Origin of the sequence: Streptomyces californicus (assembly GCF_000717645.1) — a bacterium.
In the GTDB taxonomy this organism is placed as follows: domain Bacteria; phylum Actinomycetota; class Actinomycetes; order Streptomycetales; family Streptomycetaceae; genus Streptomyces; species Streptomyces californicus.
Genome location: NZ_JNZZ01000009.1, coordinates 61,298 through 76,266, shown reverse-complemented (window position 1 = coordinate 76,266; position 14,969 = coordinate 61,298). Strand labels below are relative to the sequence as shown.

The window sequence follows — 14,969 nt, the reverse complement described above, 5'->3', positions numbered from 1 at the left end:
TTCAACGATACGGGCGCAAGCAGTCGGCCGCGGCGCCCAGAGGCGCCGCGGCCGGCTTGCACAGCGGGGTGGTACAGGGAGGCTCAGCCCTCGTTCGAGGACTTCAGCGCCTCCATGGCGCGGGCGGTCACGTCCGCGACCTTGCCCAGCGCGGAGATGGTCACCACCAGGCCCTGGGCCCGGTAGTAGTCGATGATCGGCTCGGTCTGCGTGTGGTAGACCTCCAGCCGGGTGCGGACCGTCTCCTCGCTGTCGTCGTCCCGCTGGTACAGCTCGCCGCCGCAGGCGTCGCAGACGCCCTCGGACTTCGGCGGGTTGTACGTCACGTGGAAGACGTGCGCGCTGTCGCTGCGGCAGATGCGGCGACCCGCGATCCGCTTCACGACCTCGTCCTCGGGGACCTCCAGGTCGAGGACCGCGTCGAGCTTCACGCCCTCGTCCTTGAGCATCACGTCAAGGGCTTCGGCCTGGCCCACGTTCCGCGGGAAGCCGTCCAGCAGGAAGCCGTTCACGGCGTCCGGCTGGGCCATGCGGTCCTTGGCCATCCCGATGGTGACCTCGTCCGGCACCAGCTGCCCCGCGTCCATGTAGGCACGGGCCTGCTTGCCAAGGTCCGTGCCCTGGCTGATGTTGGCGCGGAACAGGTCGCCCGTGGAGATGTGCGGAATCGACAGGTTCTTGGCAAGGTACGCAGCCTGCGTTCCCTTGCCGGCACCCGGAGGCCCGACGAGGACGATTCGCATCAGCGGAGGAACCCTTCGTAATTGCGCTGCTGGAGCTGACTCTCGATCTGCTTCACGGTCTCCAGACCCACACCCACGATGATGAGGATGCTCGTCCCGCCGAACGGGAAGTTCTGGTTAGCCCCGCCGAAGCCTGCCAACGCCATCGTCGGCACCAGAGCGATCAGGCCCAGATACAGCGAGCCCGGCCAAGTGATCCTGTTGAGCACGTAGCTCAGGTACTCGGCAGTAGGTCGGCCTGCCCGGATACCCGGGATGAAGCCACCATACTTCTTCATGTTGTCGGCGACTTCGTCGGGGTTGAACGAGATGGCCACGTAGAAGAAGGCGAAGAAGACGATCAGCACGAAGTACGTCGCGATGTAGTACGGGTGCGTACCGGTCACGAAGTTGTCCTGGATCCACGTCGCCCAGCCGGCCTGCGAACCGGAGAACTGGACGATCAGCGCCGGGATGTAGAGCAGCGACGAGGCGAAGATGACCGGGATCACACCGGCCTGGTTCACCTTGAGCGGGATGTACGTCGACGTACCGCCGTAGGAACGGCGCCCGATCATGCGCTTCGCGTACTGCACCGGGATGCGGCGCTGGGCCTGCTCGACGAAGACGACGAGGCCCACCATCACGAAGCCGACCAGGATGACCGTGCCGAACTCGATCCAGCCGTCGGCGAGCTTGCCGCTCTCCTTGATGGCCCACAGGGCGCCCGGGAACGTGGCGGCGATCGAGATGAACATCAGGATCGACATGCCGTTGCCGATGCCGCGGTCGGTGATCAGCTCACCGAGCCACATGACGGCGGCCGTGCCGGCGGTCATGGTGATGACCATGATGACCGTGGTGAAGATCGACTTGTCCGGGACGATCTGGCCGCCCACGGAGCAGTTCTGGAAGAGCGCGCCGCTGCGGGCGGTGGCGACGAGGCCGGTGCCCTGGAGGACGGCCAGCGCGACCGTCAGATAACGCGTGTACTGCGTGATCTTCGCCGTGCCGGACTGCCCCTCCTTCTTCAGGGCCTCCAGGCGCGGGATCACGACGGTCAGCAGCTGGAGAATGATGCTGGCCGTGATGTACGGCATGATGCCGAGCGCGAAGATGGTGATCTGCAACAGGGCGCCACCGCTGAACATCTGCATCAGACCGAGGAGACCACCCGAGTCGGCCTGGTCGATGCACTGCTGCACCTTCGAGTAGTCCACACCCGGGGCCGGGATGTGCGCCCCGAGCCGGTACAGCACGATGATGCCGAGCGTGAAGAGCAGCTTCTTGCGCAGGTCGGGCGTCTTGAACGCTCGGGCGAACGCGGTGAACACGGTGCCTCCTGCGACCCCCGCGCTATGCGTCAGAGGCGACGGGTCTGGATGGGTCTGGATGGGTTCGGATACAGGGCAGCCCTACATCGTAAGGAGGCCACAAAAGATGAACGGCGCTACCCTACCCGGCCCGGGACTGGGCGGGAAACACGCACCGCGCGCCGGTGCATCGCCCGCCTGCCGGACCACGCCGTGAAAGACCGGTCAAGCCACACGATTTGGGACGTGCCCGTCCCTCCGTTCCTCCACCGCCGTCGCGGTGGACACCTCTTCAACCTTTCCCGAGCCTTTACGGTTCCCGTACAGCGCCCCAAAACGAAAAAACCCGGTCGGCCACCTCCGAAGAGGCGGCCGACCGGGCTCAGTTCTGTCCCGCGGCTCAGACGAGCTCGGTGACCGTACCGCCGGCGGCGGTGATCTTCTCCTTGGCGGAGCCGGAGACGGCGTCAACCGAAACCTGCAGCGCCACGGAGATCTCGCCCTGTCCGAGGACCTTGACGAGGTGGTTGTCGCGCACGGCGCCCTTGGCGACCAGGTCGGCCACCGTGACCTCTCCACCCTCGGGGTAGAGCGTCGCGAGCTTGTCCAGGTTCACGACCTGGTACTCCGTGCGGAACGGGTTCTTGAAGCCCTTGAGCTTCGGGAGACGCATGTGGAGGGGCATCTGGCCACCCTCGAAGCGCTCCGGAACCTGGTAACGGGCCTTCGTACCCTTGGTACCACGGCCTGCGGTCTTACCCTTGGACGCCTCACCACGACCCACACGGGTCTTGGCGGTCTTGGCGCCCGGGGCAGGCCGGAGGTTGTGGGCCTTCAGCGGGCTGTTCTCCGCCATGTCAGTCAACCTCCTCAACCGTCACGAGGTGGCGGACGGTGTGCACCATTCCGCGGAACTCGGGGCGGTCCTCCTTGACAACCGAGTCGTTCAGGCGCTTGAGCCCGAGCGAACGCAGGGTGTCGCGGTGGTTCTGCTTGCTGCCGATGTACGACTTGGTCTGCGTGATCTTGAGGCGAGCCATTACGCACCCGCTCCCGCACGCGCACGGAGCAGAGCCGCGGGGGCGACGTCCTCGAGGGGCAGACCGCGGCGGGCCGCGATCTCCTCGGGACGCTGCAGGCCCTTGAGGGCCTCCACGGTCGCGTGCACGATGTTGATCGCGTTGGACGAACCAAGCGACTTCGACAGGATGTCGTGAACGCCGGCGCACTCGAGCACGGCGCGCACCGGGCCACCGGCGATAACACCGGTACCGGGGGACGCCGGCTTGAGCAGGACGACGCCCGCTGCCTTCTCGCCCGTGATCGGGTGAGGGATGGTGCCCTGGATGCGCGGGACCTTGAAGAAGTTCTTCTTGGCCTCTTCGACACCCTTGGCGATGGCCGCGGGAACTTCCTTGGCCTTGCCGTATCCGACACCGACCGTGCCGTCACCATCGCCCACCACGACGAGCGCGGTGAAGCTGAAGCGACGACCACCCTTCACAACCTTGGCGACGCGGTTGATCGCGACGACGCGCTCGACGTACGCGGTCTTCTCGGCGGCTGCGCCACCGTCGCGGCCCTTCCGGTCCCGCCGCTCGCCGCCACCGGCACCGCTTCCGCGGCGCTGGGGTCCAGCCATGGGAATTACCTCTCTCTGTTACGTCCGCTGTGCGTTGGAACCGGGGCTTAGAACTTCAGCCCGGCTTCACGGGCGGCGTCAGCCAGAGCGGCAATCCGCCCGGCGTACTGGTTACCACCGCGGTCAAACACGACGGCCTCGACGCCTGCAGCCTTGGCGCGCTCGGCGACCAGGGCGCCGACCTGCTTGGCCTGGGCGCTCTTGTCGCCCTCGCCACCACGGATCGAGGTGTCCAGGGTCGACGCCGACGCGAGCGTGTGGCCCGCGATGTCGTCGATGACCTGGGCCACGATGTGGCGGTTGGAACGCGTCACGACCAGACGGGGACGCTCCGGCGAACCCGACAGGTGCTTGCGGACGCGGATGTGGCGGCGCTTGCGGGCAGCGCGCTTGTACGCGTCGCCCTTGGCGATCTTCACACCGTATGCCATGGCTACTTACCAGCCTTTCCGACCTTGCGGCGGATGACCTCGCCCGCGTACTTGACGCCCTTGGCCTTGTACGGGTCGGGCTTCCGCAGCTTGCGGATGTTGGCGGCCACTTCGCCGACCTTCTGCTTGTCGATGCCCTCGACGCTGAGCTTCGTGGGCGACTCGACCTTGAAGGTGATGCCTTCCGGCGCCTCGATGAGGATCGGGTGGCTGTAGCCCAGGGCGAACTCCAGGTTGGAGCCCTTCGCCTGGACGCGGTAACCGACACCGCTGATCTCGAGCGCCTTGGAGTAACCCGCGGTCACGCCGGTGATCATGTTCGCCACCAGCGTGCGGGACAGGCCGTGGAGGGCCTTGTTCTGACGCTCGTCGTTCGGGCGGGTGACGTTGAGAACGCCGTCCTCACCCTTGGAGACCTCGATCGGCGCGGCGACGGTGTGCGAGAGGGAACCCTTGGGGCCCTTCACCGCGACCGTACGGCCATCGATGGTGACGTCCACACCGGCGGGAACCTGGATGGGGAGCTTGCCGATTCGCGACATGAGCTTTCCTTCCTTTCCCGACTACCAGACGTAGGCGAGGACTTCCCCACCTACGCCCTTCTTGCCTGCCTGCTGGCCGGTCAGGAGACCGTGGGACGTGGAGATGATCGCCACGCCCAGGCCGCCGAGGACCTTCGGCAGGTTGGTGGACTTTGCGTACACACGCAGACCCGGCTTCGAGATGCGCTTGATGCCGGCGATCGAACGCTCGCGGTTCGGGCCGAACTTCAGCTCCAGGACGAGGTTCTTGCCGACCTCGGCGTCCTCGACCTTCCAGCCGGTGATGAAGCCCTCCTGCTGGAGGATCTCCGCGATGTGCGACTTGATCTTGCTGTGCGGCATCACGACGGAGTCGTGGTATGCCGAGTTCGCGTTACGCAGACGCGTGAGCATGTCTGCGATGGGATCAGTCATGGTCATGAATTGGCCTTCGGCCTCTCTCGCCGGGGTTTCCTGTATGCGCCATCCCTCTCCCCACTCACTGGCGGGACGGGTGCGGTGCGGGGACCTACGGCGTAGTAAGTCGGTCTTGGGCGGCAGGCGCCCAACCCTTCAAGCCTACGGCATGAAAGGCGGGGCTCCTGCCGACCAGATACTTACCGAGAGTCTCCGGGAACTTCCAACGCCCAAGGGGCGAAGGAGAGTTACCAGGAGCTCTTGGTCACGCCCGGCAGCTCGCCACGGTGAGCCATCTCACGAAGGCACACGCGGCACAGGCCGAACTTGCGGTAGACGGAGTGGGGCCGGCCGCAGCGCTGGCAGCGGGTGTACCCGCGAACGCCGAACTTCGGCTTACGGGCGGCCTTAGCGATCAGAGCCTTCTTCGCCACGGTCAGTTCTCCTTGAACGGGAAGCCGAGGTGACGAAGCAGGGCACGACCCTCGTCGTCGTTGGTCGCCGTGGTGACCACGGTGATGTCCATGCCCCGGACCCGGTCGATCTTGTCCTGGTCGATCTCGTGGAACATGACCTGCTCCGTGAGACCGAAGGTGTAGTTGCCACGGCCGTCGAACTGCTTCGGCGACAGGCCGCGGAAGTCACGGATACGCGGCAGCGCGAGCGACAGCGTACGGTCCAGGAACTCCCACATCCGGTCACCGCGGAGGGTGACGTGGCAGCCGATCGGCTGGCCCTCGCGCAGCTTGAACTGCGCGATGGACTTGCGGGCCTTCGTGACGGCCGGCTTCTGGCCGGTGATCGTGGTGAGGTCGCGGACGGCCCCGTCGATCAGCTTGGAGTCGCGGGCGGCGTCGCCCACACCCATGTTGACCACGATCTTGACCAGACCGGGAACCTGCATGACGTTCTCGTACGAGAACTCCTCACGCAGCTTGCCGGCGATTTCCTCGCGGTAGCGCGTCTTGAGACGCGGCGCAGTGGTGGCAGTCATCAGATGTCCTCACCGGTCCGCTTGGCAACGCGGATCTTGTTGCCCTCGTCGTCAAAGCGGTAGCCGACGCGGGTGACAACCTTGTTGCCGTCCTTCTCCACGACCAGCTGAACGTTGCTGACGTGGATCGGAGCCTCGGTGGTCACGATGCCACCCGTCTGCGAACCGCGAGCCGTCTGACCGGCCTTGGTGTGCTTCTTGACCCGGTTGACACCCTCGACGAGGACGCGGTCCTGAGCGGGGTAGGCCACGATGACCTTGCCCTGCTTGCCCTTGTCCTTACCGGTGATGACCTGGACCAGGTCGCCCTTCTTGATCTTCATGCTTACAGCACCTCCGGCGCGAGCGAGATGATCTTCATGAACTTCTTCTCGCGCAGCTCCCGGCCCACGGGGCCGAAGATGCGGGTGCCGCGGGGGTCGCCGTCGTTCTTCAGAATGACGGCGGCGTTCTCGTCGAAGCGGATGTACGAGCCATCCTGACGACGACGCTCCTTGACGGTGCGAACGATGACGGCCTTGACGACGTCACCCTTCTTCACGTTGCCACCGGGGATCGCGTCCTTGACGGTGGCGACGATGACGTCACCGATACCCGCGTAGCGGCGACCCGAGCCACCGAGAACACGAATGGTGAGAATTTCCTTCGCACCCGTGTTGTCGGCGACGCGCAGTCGCGACTCCTGCTGGATCACGTCTATCTCCTGATCGTCTGCCGGTTCCCGGCGGGTGCCCCTCCGCTATGGGAGAGGCACCTCACCGAGCCTGGCGGAACTGACCTGAGGGAAACCCCTCAGGAATTACTTGGCCTTCTCGAGGATCTCGACGATGCGCCACCGCTTCGAGGCGGACAGCGGACGCGTCTCCATGATGAGGACGCGGTCGCCGACGCCGGCGGAGTTCTGCTCGTCGTGGGCCTTGAGCTTGTTCGTACGGCGGATGACCTTGCCGTACAGCGCGTGCTTCACACGGTCCTCGACAGCGACGACGACGGTCTTGTCCATCTTGTCGCTGACGACGAGACCCTCACGGGTCTTGCGGAAACCGCGCTCGGTGTTGCTGGTCTCAGTCACAGTCTTCTCGCTCATCAGGCGCTCTCCACCGTCTCGATGCCCAGCTCGCGCTCACGCATCAGGGTGTAGATCCGGGCGATGTCCTTACGGACGGACTTGAGCCGGCCGTGGTTCTCGAGCTGACCCGTCGCCGCCTGGAAGCGGAGGTTGAACAGCTCTTCCTTGGCTTCGCGGAGCTTGTTGAGGAGCTCCTCGTCGCCCAGCTCGCGCAGCTCGGACGCCTTGGTACCGGCCGACATCACGACTCACCTGCCTCGCGCCGCACGATCCGGCACTTCATCGGAAGCTTGTGAGCAGCGCGGGTGAGCGCCTCACGAGCAATCTTCTCGTTCGGGTAGGACAGCTCGAACATCACCCGACCGGGCTTGACGTTCGCGATCCACCACTCGGGAGAACCCTTACCGGAACCCATGCGGGTCTCGGCCGGCTTCTTCGTCAGGGGACGGTCCGGGTAGATGTTGATCCAGACCTTGCCGCCACGCTTGATGTGACGGGTCATCGCGATACGAGCGGACTCGATCTGACGGTTCGTCACGTACGCCGGGGTCAGCGCCTGGATGCCGTACTCGCCGAACGCAACCTGCGTGCCACCCTTGGACATACCGCTGCGCTTCGGGTGGTGCTGCTTGCGGTGCTTGACCCTACGGGGGATCAGCATTTCGGTCAGGCCTCCGTTCCGGTGCTCTCAGCAGCCGGAGCAGCGGCGGCGTCGGCCTTGGGGGCCTCGGCTGCCGGCGACTGCTGCGGCTTACGGCCGCGACCGCCACGCTCGCCACCACGGCCACCGCGGCCGGCCGGGCGGTCAGCGCCGCCACGAGCCGGACGGTTGCCGGCGCGGGCCGCGGCGTTCTCGGCGCGAACCTCGGCGATGTTCTTGACGTCGCCCTTGTAGATCCAGACCTTCACGCCGATGCGGCCGAAGGTCGTCTTGGCCTCGAAGAAGCCGTAGTCGACGTTCGCACGGAGCGTGTGCAGGGGCACGCGGCCCTCGCGGTAGAACTCCGAGCGGGACATCTCGGCGCCGCCGAGGCGACCGCCGCACTGGATCTTGATGCCCTTGGCGCCGGCCTTCATCGAGGACTGCATGCTCTTGCGCATGGCCCGACGGAAGGAGACGCGGGAGGAGAGCTGCTCGGCGACGGCCTGGGCCACCAGCTGAGCGTCCACCTCGGGGTTCTTGACCTCGAGGATGTTCAGCTGGACCTGCTTGCCGGTCAGCTTCTCCAGCTCGCCGCGGATGCGATCGGCCTCGGCGCCGCGGCGACCGATGACGATGCCCGGACGGGCGGTGTGGATGTCAACGCGGACGCGGTCGCGGGTGCGCTCGATCTCGACCTTCGAGATGCCGGCCCGCTCCATGCCCTTCGTCATCATGCGACGAATGGCGACGTCTTCCTTGACGTAGTCCTTGTACAGCTTGTCGGCGTACCAGCGGGACTTGAAGTCCGTGGTGATGCCGAGCCGGAACCCGTGCGGGTTTACCTTCTGGCCCATTACCGGGTTCCTTCCTTGCTGCTGACGACCACGGTGATGTGGCTGGTCCGCTTACGGATCCGGTAGGCACGGCCCTGGGCACGCGGACGGAACCGCTTCAGGGTCGGGCCCTCGTCCACGTACGCCTCGCTGATGACCAGCGAAGAGGCGTCGGTGTGGTCGTAGTTGTGTGCGGCGTTGGCGATGGCGCTGTCCAGCACCTTGCCAACCGGCACGCTCGCGGCCTGCGGGGCGAAACGCAGGACCGCCTGAGCCTCCGTGGCGTCCATGCCACGGATGAGGTCCACCACGCGGCGGGCCTTCATGGGCGTGACGCGGATGTACCGCGCCTGGGCCCTGGCTTCCATGGTTGTCCCTTCGGTGTAAGTCATAGTCGTTTCCACCCCGCGCTTAGCGGCGCTTCGACTTCCGGTCGTCCTTGACGTGGCCGCGGAAGGTGCGAGTCGGCGAGAACTCGCCGAGCTTGTGGCCGACCATCGACTCGGTGACGAACACCGGGACGTGGATCTTGCCGTTGTGCACCGCGATGGTGTGACCCAGCATGGCCGGGACGATCATCGAGCGACGGGACCAGGTCTTGATGACGTTCTTGGTGCCTGCCTCGTTCTGTACGTCCACCTTCTTGATGAGGTGTCCGTCGACGAAGGGCCCCTTCTTGAGACTGCGCGGCATCTAAACCCGCTCCTAGCGCTTCTTGTTCGTCTTGCGGCGGCGGACGATGTACTTGTTGCTCGCCTTCTTGGGAGAACGAGTACGACCCTCCTTCTGACCCCACGGCGAGACCGGGTGACGACCACCGGAGGTCTTGCCTTCACCACCACCGTGCGGGTGGTCAACCGGGTTCATCGCGACACCGCGGACGGTCGGGCGGACGCCCTTCCAGCGCATGCGGCCGGCCTTGCCCCAGTTGATGTTCGACTGCTCGGCGTTGCCGACCTCGCCGATCGTCGCGCGGCAGCGCGCGTCGACCAGGCGGATCTCACCCGACGGCATACGAAGGTGGGCCATGGTGCCCTCCTTCGCCAGCAGCTGCACGGAGGCACCCGCGGAACGGGCGAACTTCGCGCCGCCGCCGGGCCGCAGCTCGATGGCGTGGATGGTCGTACCGACCGGGATGTTGCGCAGCGCCAGGTTGTTGCCGGGCTTGATGTCGGCGGTCGGACCGTTCTCGACACGGTCACCCTGCGACAGGCCACGGGGAGCGACGATGTAACGCTTCTCGCCGTCCGCGTAGTGCAGCAGCGCGATGCGCGCGGTGCGGTTCGGGTCGTACTCGATGTGCGCGACCTTGGCCGGCACGCCGTCCTTGTCGTGACGACGGAAGTCGATCACGCGGTAGGCGCGCTTGTGGCCACCACCCTGGTGGCGAACGGTCACACGACCGGCGTTGTTACGGCCGCCCTTGTTGTGCAGGGGGCGGACCAGCGACTTCTCCGGCGTGGACCGCGTGATCTCGACAAAGTCGGCGACGCTGGAGCCACGACGGCCCGGGGTCGTCGGCTTGTACTTGCGGATACCCATTTCTCAGTCCTCGTCCGATTCCGGACGACTCGACCTCCGTTAGGAGGTCGGGCCGCCGAAGATGTCGATACGGTCGCCCTCGGCGAGGGTCACGATGGCGCGCTTCGTGTCGGCGCGCTTGCCGAAACCGGTGCGGGTGCGCTTGCGCTTGCCCTGCCGGTTGATCGTGTTGACCCCGGTGACCTTGACCGAGAAGACCGCCTCGACGGCCTGCTTGATCTGGGTCTTGTTGGAGCCGGGCGCGACGATGAACGTGTACTTGTTCTCGTCGAGCAGCGCGTAGCTCTTCTCGGAGACCACGGGCTTGACGAGAACGTCACGCGGGTCCGAGTACGTCTTGCTGGTAACGGTCGCCTCACTCATCAGGCGGCGCTCCCTTCGGTCTCAGCGGTCTGGGGGCCAGACACGAAGGACTCGAGGGCGGCCTGGGTGAAGACCACGTCGTCAGAGACGATCACGTCGTACGTGTTGAGCTGGCCCGGCTCCAGGATGTGCACCTGGGGCAGGTTGCGCGCGGACAGCCACGCGGCCTCGTCGGAGCGCTCGGCGACCAGGAGCACGTTGGGGCGCTCCGAGATCTTGCCGAACAGCGTCTTGGCGGCCTTGGTGGAGATCTCGCTCTCGACCACGCCGGAGACGACGTGGATGCGGGAGTGACGGGCCCGGTCGGAGAGGGCACCGCGCAGGGCGGCGGCCTTCATCTTCTTCGGGGTCCGCTGCGAGTAGTCACGCGGCTGCGGGCCGTGGACGACGCCACCGCCGGCGAACTGCGGGGCGCGGGTCGAGCCCTGACGGGCGCGGCCGGTGCCCTTCTGGCGGTACGGCTTCTTGCCACCGCCGCGGACTTCGCCGCGGGTCTTGGTCTTGTGCGTGCCCTGACGGGCAGCCGCCAGCTGCGCGACGACGACCTGGTGGATCAGCGGAACGCTGGTCTTCGCGTCGAAGATCTCCGCGGGGAGCTCGACGGTACCGGCCTTGTCGCCTGCCGGCGAAAGGATGTCAATGGTGCTCATTACCTCAAGCCCCCTTGGCCGCGGTACGGACCAGGACGAGGCCGCCGTTCGGACCGGGGACCGCGCCCTTGATGAGGAGCAGACCCTTCTCCGCGTCAACCGCGTGGATGGTCAGGTTCTGGGTGGTGACGCGCTCGTTGCCCATGCGACCCGCCATGCGCATGCCCTTGAAGACACGGCCGGGGGTGGCACAGCCACCGATGGAGCCGGGCATGCGGTGCACACGGTGGGCACCGTGGGACGCCTTGCCGCCCTTGAAGTTGTGACGCTTCATGACACCGGCGAAGCCCTTGCCCTTGCTCTTGCCCGTGACGTCGACCTTGACGCCGGACTCGAACACTGCGGCGGTGACCTCCTGGCCCAGCGTGTACTCGCTGGCGTCAGGGGTGCGGAGCTCGACCAGGTGGCGGCGCGGGGTGACGTCGGCCTTGGCGAAGTGACCCTTGAGGGGCTTGTTCACCTTGCGCGGGTCGATCTCGCCGAAGGCGATCTGGACCGCTTCGTAGCCGTCGCTGTCGTTGGTGCGAACCTGCGTCACGACGCACGGACCGGCCTTGACGACGGTCACCGGGACGACCCGGTTGTTCTCGTCCCAGACCTGGGTCATGCCGAGCTTCTCGCCCAGGACGCCCTTGATGTTCTTGCTCATCTCGGCCCGTCCCCTCAGAGCTTGATCTCGATGTCGACGCCGGCCGGGAGGTCGAGACGCATCAGCGAGTCAACCGTCTTCGGCGTGGGGTCGAGGATGTCGATGAGGCGCTTGTGGGTGCGCATCTCGAAGTGCTCGCGAGAGTCCTTGTACTTGTGCGGCGACTTGATGACGCAGTACACGTTCTTCTCAGTGGGCAGCGGCACCGGGCCCGCGACCGACGCACCAGTGCGGGTCACCGTCTCGACGATCTTCTTCGCCGAGGAGTCGATGACCTCGTGGTCGTAGGCCTTGAGCCGGATGCGGATCTTCTGTCCCGCCATGGCTACTAGTAGTCCTGTCTCTCTGTTTAACGCTCTGGAACCCGGGGGTTCTCTGGACTCCCCCTCCGACCCACGCGGTCGGGCGTGTCGCATCCCCTCTACGAAAATCTCCGGAGAGATCCCAACCAAGGGGGTGCGGGCCCGAGGACCGCGGAACCGGGGGCGGAACACCCACCGGGTGCCTGGCCGGCGCCCTGCCTTGCTTCCCGGAAGATTCCCGTACGTCCGGCCCTGGGGGCCGACGAGTACTGTGGGACTCGCTTCCGGTCCTCCCGGCGGGAGGCGCGCAGCATTGACACTCAACCGAGCAACCTGGTCAGTGTGCCATACGGGGCGCGGGCCTGGCCAATCGAGCCGGGAATACTACCCCGAGCGGGCGTCGGCTCAAACGCGGGCACGCGTCCGGCGGCACCAAAACCCCCGCGGACCAGCCTGACGGACCTGCCGGAATCCGGCCATGGCGGCGATCACACCGCCCCTGTGGATGCGGCCCTCGTCCTTCTCGCTCCCCGCGCGGCGCGCGCCCGGTGGCCGTGCGCCCCGTGCGCAACTCCACGCCCCGGCCGGGCAACCCGGCCGTCGCGATCTCCGTCTACTCCCCCGCAGGCGCGGCTCGACCGGCCGCCGGCCTGCGCGAAGAACGCGGGAGTGACGCAGGACAGGGCGGCCGTTCGCCCGCTGCGGGGGAAGCGGGAGCGGACGGAGTGCGCGGCGTGGTGGATCGATCTGTCCCGGACCGGATACGGATGCCCCGGCGGGCCCTGCTCCTCGCGGCCACCGCGGCCGCCGCCACCGCCGGATGCTCCGTGCCGGCCCCCCGGCGGCGCGGGCCGGTCGCCGATCCCGCGCCGGGGCTGGCCATAGCGAGCGGCCGGCGGGCGCTGGTCATGCAGCTGCTGGCCCACCCGGACGACGACCTGTACTTCATGAACCCGGACACCCGTGAGGCCCTCGACGCGGGCACCCCGGTGGTCTGCGTCTACCTCACCGCGGGCGAGGCGGACGGGGTCAACAAGATCCCCGGCGCCCCGCGCCCGGCCCCCGACCGGGCCGCGTACTCCTCCGCCCGCCACCAGGGGCTGCGCCAGGCGTACGCCGAGCTGCTCGGCCTCGACCGGTTCACGCCGTGGCAGAGGTCCGTGGTCACCCTGGCCGGCGGCCACCGGGCCGAACTCGACGTGCTGGCCGACGGGGCGCGCCGGGTCGAGCTGGTCTTCCTCAACACCGCCATGCACACCGCGCGCGGCCGCCTCGGACTGCCCAGCCTCTGGCAGGACCGCCGGCTGGTGCTGCGTACGGTCGTGGCGGACGGCTCCCCGCTGGAGCGGGCCGGCTCGTACACGTACGACGGGCTCGTCGACGTGCTCGCGGGGCTGCTGGAGCAGTACCGGCCGACCGTCGTGCACACCCTCGACCCGGACCCCGACCTCCAGTTCAGCAGCGAGTACGAGCGCCGCCGGGACAGCGAGCAGCGCGGGTACTCCGACCACGCCGACCACACCGCCGCCGGCAGCTTCGCCTGGGCGGCGCTGATCCGCTGGGTGGCGCGGACCACGGCGGCCGGGGAGCCCGTGCCCGGGTTCGCCGTCGCCTCCTTCCGGGGCTACTACAACCGGCACTGGCCCAAGAACCTGCCGCCCGAGGTGCTGGAGCGCAAGGCCGCCCACCTCGTCCCGTACGGCGGCGCAGCCGACTGGGAGTGCGGCAACCCGTCCGGCTGCGGGGACTACAACGTGGGCGGCGACCGGCCGCTGACCAACCGGAAGGGCTGGGTGCGCTCCACCCACCACCGCTATCCGGGGCCCCGCGCGCACGTCGCCGCCGGGGCGGACGGGCGGCTCACCGTGTACGGGGTGCTGGGGCTGCGCGCGGTCCGGTGGCGCGAGAGCGCGCCCGGCAGCGGGCTCTTCGAGGCGGCGGACGACCTCGGCGGCGGCCCGCTCGCCCCGGTGCTGGGCGCGGCGGCGACGGCGGACGGGCGGCACCTGCTGTTCGGGCTGCGGTTCGCGGCGCTCGGCGGGCACGGCTCGGACAACGAGCGCGAGATCGTGCTGCTGGAGCAGGGCGGACCGGGCGGCCCCTTCCGCGCCTGGCGGGGGCTCGGCAACCCCGCCGCGTCCGCCGACCACGGGCGGCGGATCGGCGTGCCCGTCGCCGTGGCGGCCCCCGACGGCCGCGTCCACCTCTTCGTACGGAACGCGGAGAAGGGGCTGAGCACCCGGGTGCGCGACGCCGGGTCCGGGCGCTGGAGCGCGTGGCGCGATCTGGGCGGCGGCGAGGTGCAGGACGCACCGACCGCGGTCGTGGACACGGCCGGGCGGGTCCACGTGTACGCGGCGGGGCACCACTCCGTGCACCACTGGACCCAGGACGCCCCGGACACCGAGGTCACCGCCCGGGCTCAGCTCACCGACGCCCCCACGCCGGCGCACGCCCCCGGTGCGCTCCCCGCGCCGGACGGGTCCGTGGAGCTGTACTACCGGCCCGCCGCCCGGCCGGGGCTCGCCGTCGTACGGTCCGCCGGCGGGGCCGCGCCGCGCTTCGGGGGGTACGGTCCGGTGACCGCCGCCGCCGCGCCGGGCGGCCCGGTCCTGCTGGGCCGGACCCCGGAGGGCCGCATCCGGCTGCGGACCGCCGGGGGCTCCGCCGTACGGTCGCGGGGGCCGGTGGCCCTGGACGGCGCCGCGCTCCACGTGGGCGCGGACGGGCGGCCGGTGGTCGTGGGGTTCGGGACGGACGCGGCGCCCTGGGCGTGGCGGCCGCGCACGGAGGACGGCACCGCGTCAACTCCCGCCCCATAAACCGGCGTTATGCCCAAACGTTAGTACCCCCGCCTCGTCGCGCTCCGGCACCCTGT

24 protein-coding genes are annotated in these 14,969 nt (G+C 68.0%); 1 reads left to right on the top strand and 23 read right to left on the bottom strand.

Features of this window, described 5'->3' with window-relative positions; all coding sequences use genetic code 11:
* Nucleotides 1-83: 83 nt before the first annotated feature.
* The 23 genes from IF19_RS0114360 to rpsJ all read right to left on the bottom strand — a co-directional run bounded on the left by IF19_RS0114360 (nucleotide 84) and on the right by rpsJ (nucleotide 12,112).
* Nucleotides 84-743, bottom strand: coding sequence for an adenylate kinase (locus IF19_RS0114360; protein WP_030112807.1), 660 nt, complete (start codon nucleotides 741-743; stop codon nucleotides 84-86).
* Nucleotides 743-2,056 carry a preprotein translocase subunit SecY gene (secY, locus tag IF19_RS0114355; RefSeq protein WP_030112808.1) on the bottom strand — a complete coding sequence of 438 codons (1,314 nt, stop codon included), beginning with the start codon at nucleotides 2,054-2,056 and terminating at the stop codon, nucleotides 743-745. The genes IF19_RS0114360 and secY overlap by 1 nt, the downstream gene beginning before the upstream one ends.
* A 379-nt stretch (nucleotides 2,057-2,435) precedes the next feature.
* Complete coding sequence (gene rplO, locus IF19_RS0114350) at nucleotides 2,436-2,891, bottom strand: 50S ribosomal protein L15 (protein WP_030112809.1); 456 nt, start codon at nucleotides 2,889-2,891, stop codon at nucleotides 2,436-2,438.
* 1 nt (nucleotide 2,892) lies between these two features.
* The gene (gene rpmD / locus IF19_RS0114345; RefSeq protein ID WP_003966943.1) at nucleotides 2,893-3,075 is read right to left on the bottom strand and encodes a 50S ribosomal protein L30; all 183 of its coding nucleotides are present in this window, start codon (nucleotides 3,073-3,075) and stop codon (nucleotides 2,893-2,895) included.
* Nucleotides 3,075-3,677 (bottom strand): 30S ribosomal protein S5, encoded by a 603-nt coding sequence (gene rpsE, locus IF19_RS0114340; RefSeq protein ID WP_006126891.1) that lies wholly within the window; start codon nucleotides 3,675-3,677, stop codon nucleotides 3,075-3,077. The genes rpmD and rpsE overlap by 1 nt, the downstream gene beginning before the upstream one ends.
* Before the next feature lie 47 nt (nucleotides 3,678-3,724).
* Nucleotides 3,725-4,108 (bottom strand): 50S ribosomal protein L18, encoded by a 384-nt coding sequence (gene rplR, locus IF19_RS0114335; RefSeq protein ID WP_018490822.1) that lies wholly within the window; start codon nucleotides 4,106-4,108, stop codon nucleotides 3,725-3,727.
* A gap of 2 nt (nucleotides 4,109-4,110) precedes the next feature.
* Nucleotides 4,111-4,650 (bottom strand): 50S ribosomal protein L6, encoded by a 540-nt coding sequence (rplF, locus tag IF19_RS0114330; protein ID WP_006126889.1) that lies wholly within the window; start codon nucleotides 4,648-4,650, stop codon nucleotides 4,111-4,113.
* Between the two features lie 21 nt (nucleotides 4,651-4,671).
* Entirely contained in the window at nucleotides 4,672-5,070 is a 399-nt protein-coding gene (gene rpsH / locus IF19_RS0114325; protein WP_003966947.1) for a 30S ribosomal protein S8, read from the bottom strand.
* A 224-nt stretch (nucleotides 5,071-5,294) separates the two neighbouring features.
* Nucleotides 5,295-5,480 carry a type Z 30S ribosomal protein S14 gene (locus IF19_RS0114320; RefSeq protein WP_003948630.1) on the bottom strand — a complete coding sequence of 62 codons (186 nt, stop codon included), beginning with the start codon at nucleotides 5,478-5,480 and terminating at the stop codon, nucleotides 5,295-5,297.
* 2 nt (nucleotides 5,481-5,482) lie between these two features.
* Entirely contained in the window at nucleotides 5,483-6,040 is a 558-nt protein-coding gene (rplE, locus tag IF19_RS0114315) for a 50S ribosomal protein L5 (RefSeq protein WP_006126888.1), read from the bottom strand.
* Complete coding sequence (gene rplX, locus IF19_RS0114310) at nucleotides 6,040-6,363, bottom strand: 50S ribosomal protein L24 (RefSeq protein WP_003966949.1); 324 nt, start codon at nucleotides 6,361-6,363, stop codon at nucleotides 6,040-6,042. Before rplX ends, rplE begins: the two co-directional genes overlap by 1 nt.
* A gap of 2 nt (nucleotides 6,364-6,365) precedes the next feature.
* Nucleotides 6,366-6,734, bottom strand: a complete 369-nt coding sequence (gene rplN / locus IF19_RS0114305; RefSeq protein ID WP_003966950.1) for a 50S ribosomal protein L14 — start codon at nucleotides 6,732-6,734, stop codon at nucleotides 6,366-6,368.
* Nucleotides 6,735-6,839: 105 nt separating this feature from the next.
* Nucleotides 6,840-7,127 (bottom strand): 30S ribosomal protein S17, encoded by a 288-nt coding sequence (gene rpsQ, locus IF19_RS0114300; protein ID WP_030112810.1) that lies wholly within the window; start codon nucleotides 7,125-7,127, stop codon nucleotides 6,840-6,842.
* Nucleotides 7,127-7,351: a 50S ribosomal protein L29 gene (gene rpmC, locus IF19_RS0114295; RefSeq protein ID WP_003966952.1), complete on the bottom strand. Its 225-nt coding sequence runs from the start codon at nucleotides 7,349-7,351 to the stop codon at nucleotides 7,127-7,129. The genes rpsQ and rpmC overlap by 1 nt, the downstream gene beginning before the upstream one ends.
* Complete coding sequence (gene rplP / locus IF19_RS0114290; protein ID WP_003966953.1) at nucleotides 7,351-7,770, bottom strand: 50S ribosomal protein L16; 420 nt, start codon at nucleotides 7,768-7,770, stop codon at nucleotides 7,351-7,353. The genes rpmC and rplP overlap by 1 nt, the downstream gene beginning before the upstream one ends.
* Before the next feature lie 5 nt (nucleotides 7,771-7,775).
* The gene (gene rpsC / locus IF19_RS0114285) at nucleotides 7,776-8,606 is read right to left on the bottom strand and encodes a 30S ribosomal protein S3 (protein WP_003966954.1); all 831 of its coding nucleotides are present in this window, start codon (nucleotides 8,604-8,606) and stop codon (nucleotides 7,776-7,778) included.
* Entirely contained in the window at nucleotides 8,606-8,953 is a 348-nt protein-coding gene (gene rplV, locus IF19_RS0114280) for a 50S ribosomal protein L22 (RefSeq protein ID WP_004571827.1), read from the bottom strand. Before rplV ends, rpsC begins: the two co-directional genes overlap by 1 nt.
* A gap of 43 nt (nucleotides 8,954-8,996) precedes the next feature.
* Nucleotides 8,997-9,278, bottom strand: a complete 282-nt coding sequence (gene rpsS, locus IF19_RS0114275; RefSeq protein WP_003966956.1) for a 30S ribosomal protein S19 — start codon at nucleotides 9,276-9,278, stop codon at nucleotides 8,997-8,999.
* Nucleotides 9,279-9,290: 12 nt separating this feature from the next.
* Nucleotides 9,291-10,127, bottom strand: a complete 837-nt coding sequence (gene rplB / locus IF19_RS0114270) for a 50S ribosomal protein L2 (protein WP_030112812.1) — start codon at nucleotides 10,125-10,127, stop codon at nucleotides 9,291-9,293.
* Between the two features lie 39 nt (nucleotides 10,128-10,166).
* Nucleotides 10,167-10,490 (bottom strand): 50S ribosomal protein L23, encoded by a 324-nt coding sequence (rplW, locus tag IF19_RS0114265; protein WP_003966958.1) that lies wholly within the window; start codon nucleotides 10,488-10,490, stop codon nucleotides 10,167-10,169.
* Nucleotides 10,490-11,140 (bottom strand): 50S ribosomal protein L4, encoded by a 651-nt coding sequence (gene rplD / locus IF19_RS0114260; protein WP_030112813.1) that lies wholly within the window; start codon nucleotides 11,138-11,140, stop codon nucleotides 10,490-10,492. Before rplD ends, rplW begins: the two co-directional genes overlap by 1 nt.
* Nucleotides 11,141-11,144: 4 nt before the next feature.
* Nucleotides 11,145-11,789, bottom strand: coding sequence for a 50S ribosomal protein L3 (gene rplC, locus IF19_RS0114255; RefSeq protein WP_030112814.1), 645 nt, complete (start codon nucleotides 11,787-11,789; stop codon nucleotides 11,145-11,147).
* A 14-nt stretch (nucleotides 11,790-11,803) separates the two neighbouring features.
* Complete coding sequence (gene rpsJ, locus IF19_RS0114250; protein ID WP_003948644.1) at nucleotides 11,804-12,112, bottom strand: 30S ribosomal protein S10; 309 nt, start codon at nucleotides 12,110-12,112, stop codon at nucleotides 11,804-11,806.
* A gap of 746 nt (nucleotides 12,113-12,858) precedes the next feature.
* Between rpsJ and IF19_RS0114245 the strand changes: the two genes are divergently transcribed.
* Nucleotides 12,859-14,913: a PIG-L family deacetylase gene (locus IF19_RS0114245; protein ID WP_030276818.1), complete on the top strand. Its 2,055-nt coding sequence runs from the start codon at nucleotides 12,859-12,861 to the stop codon at nucleotides 14,911-14,913.
* The last annotated feature ends 56 nt before the right edge of the window (nucleotides 14,914-14,969 follow it).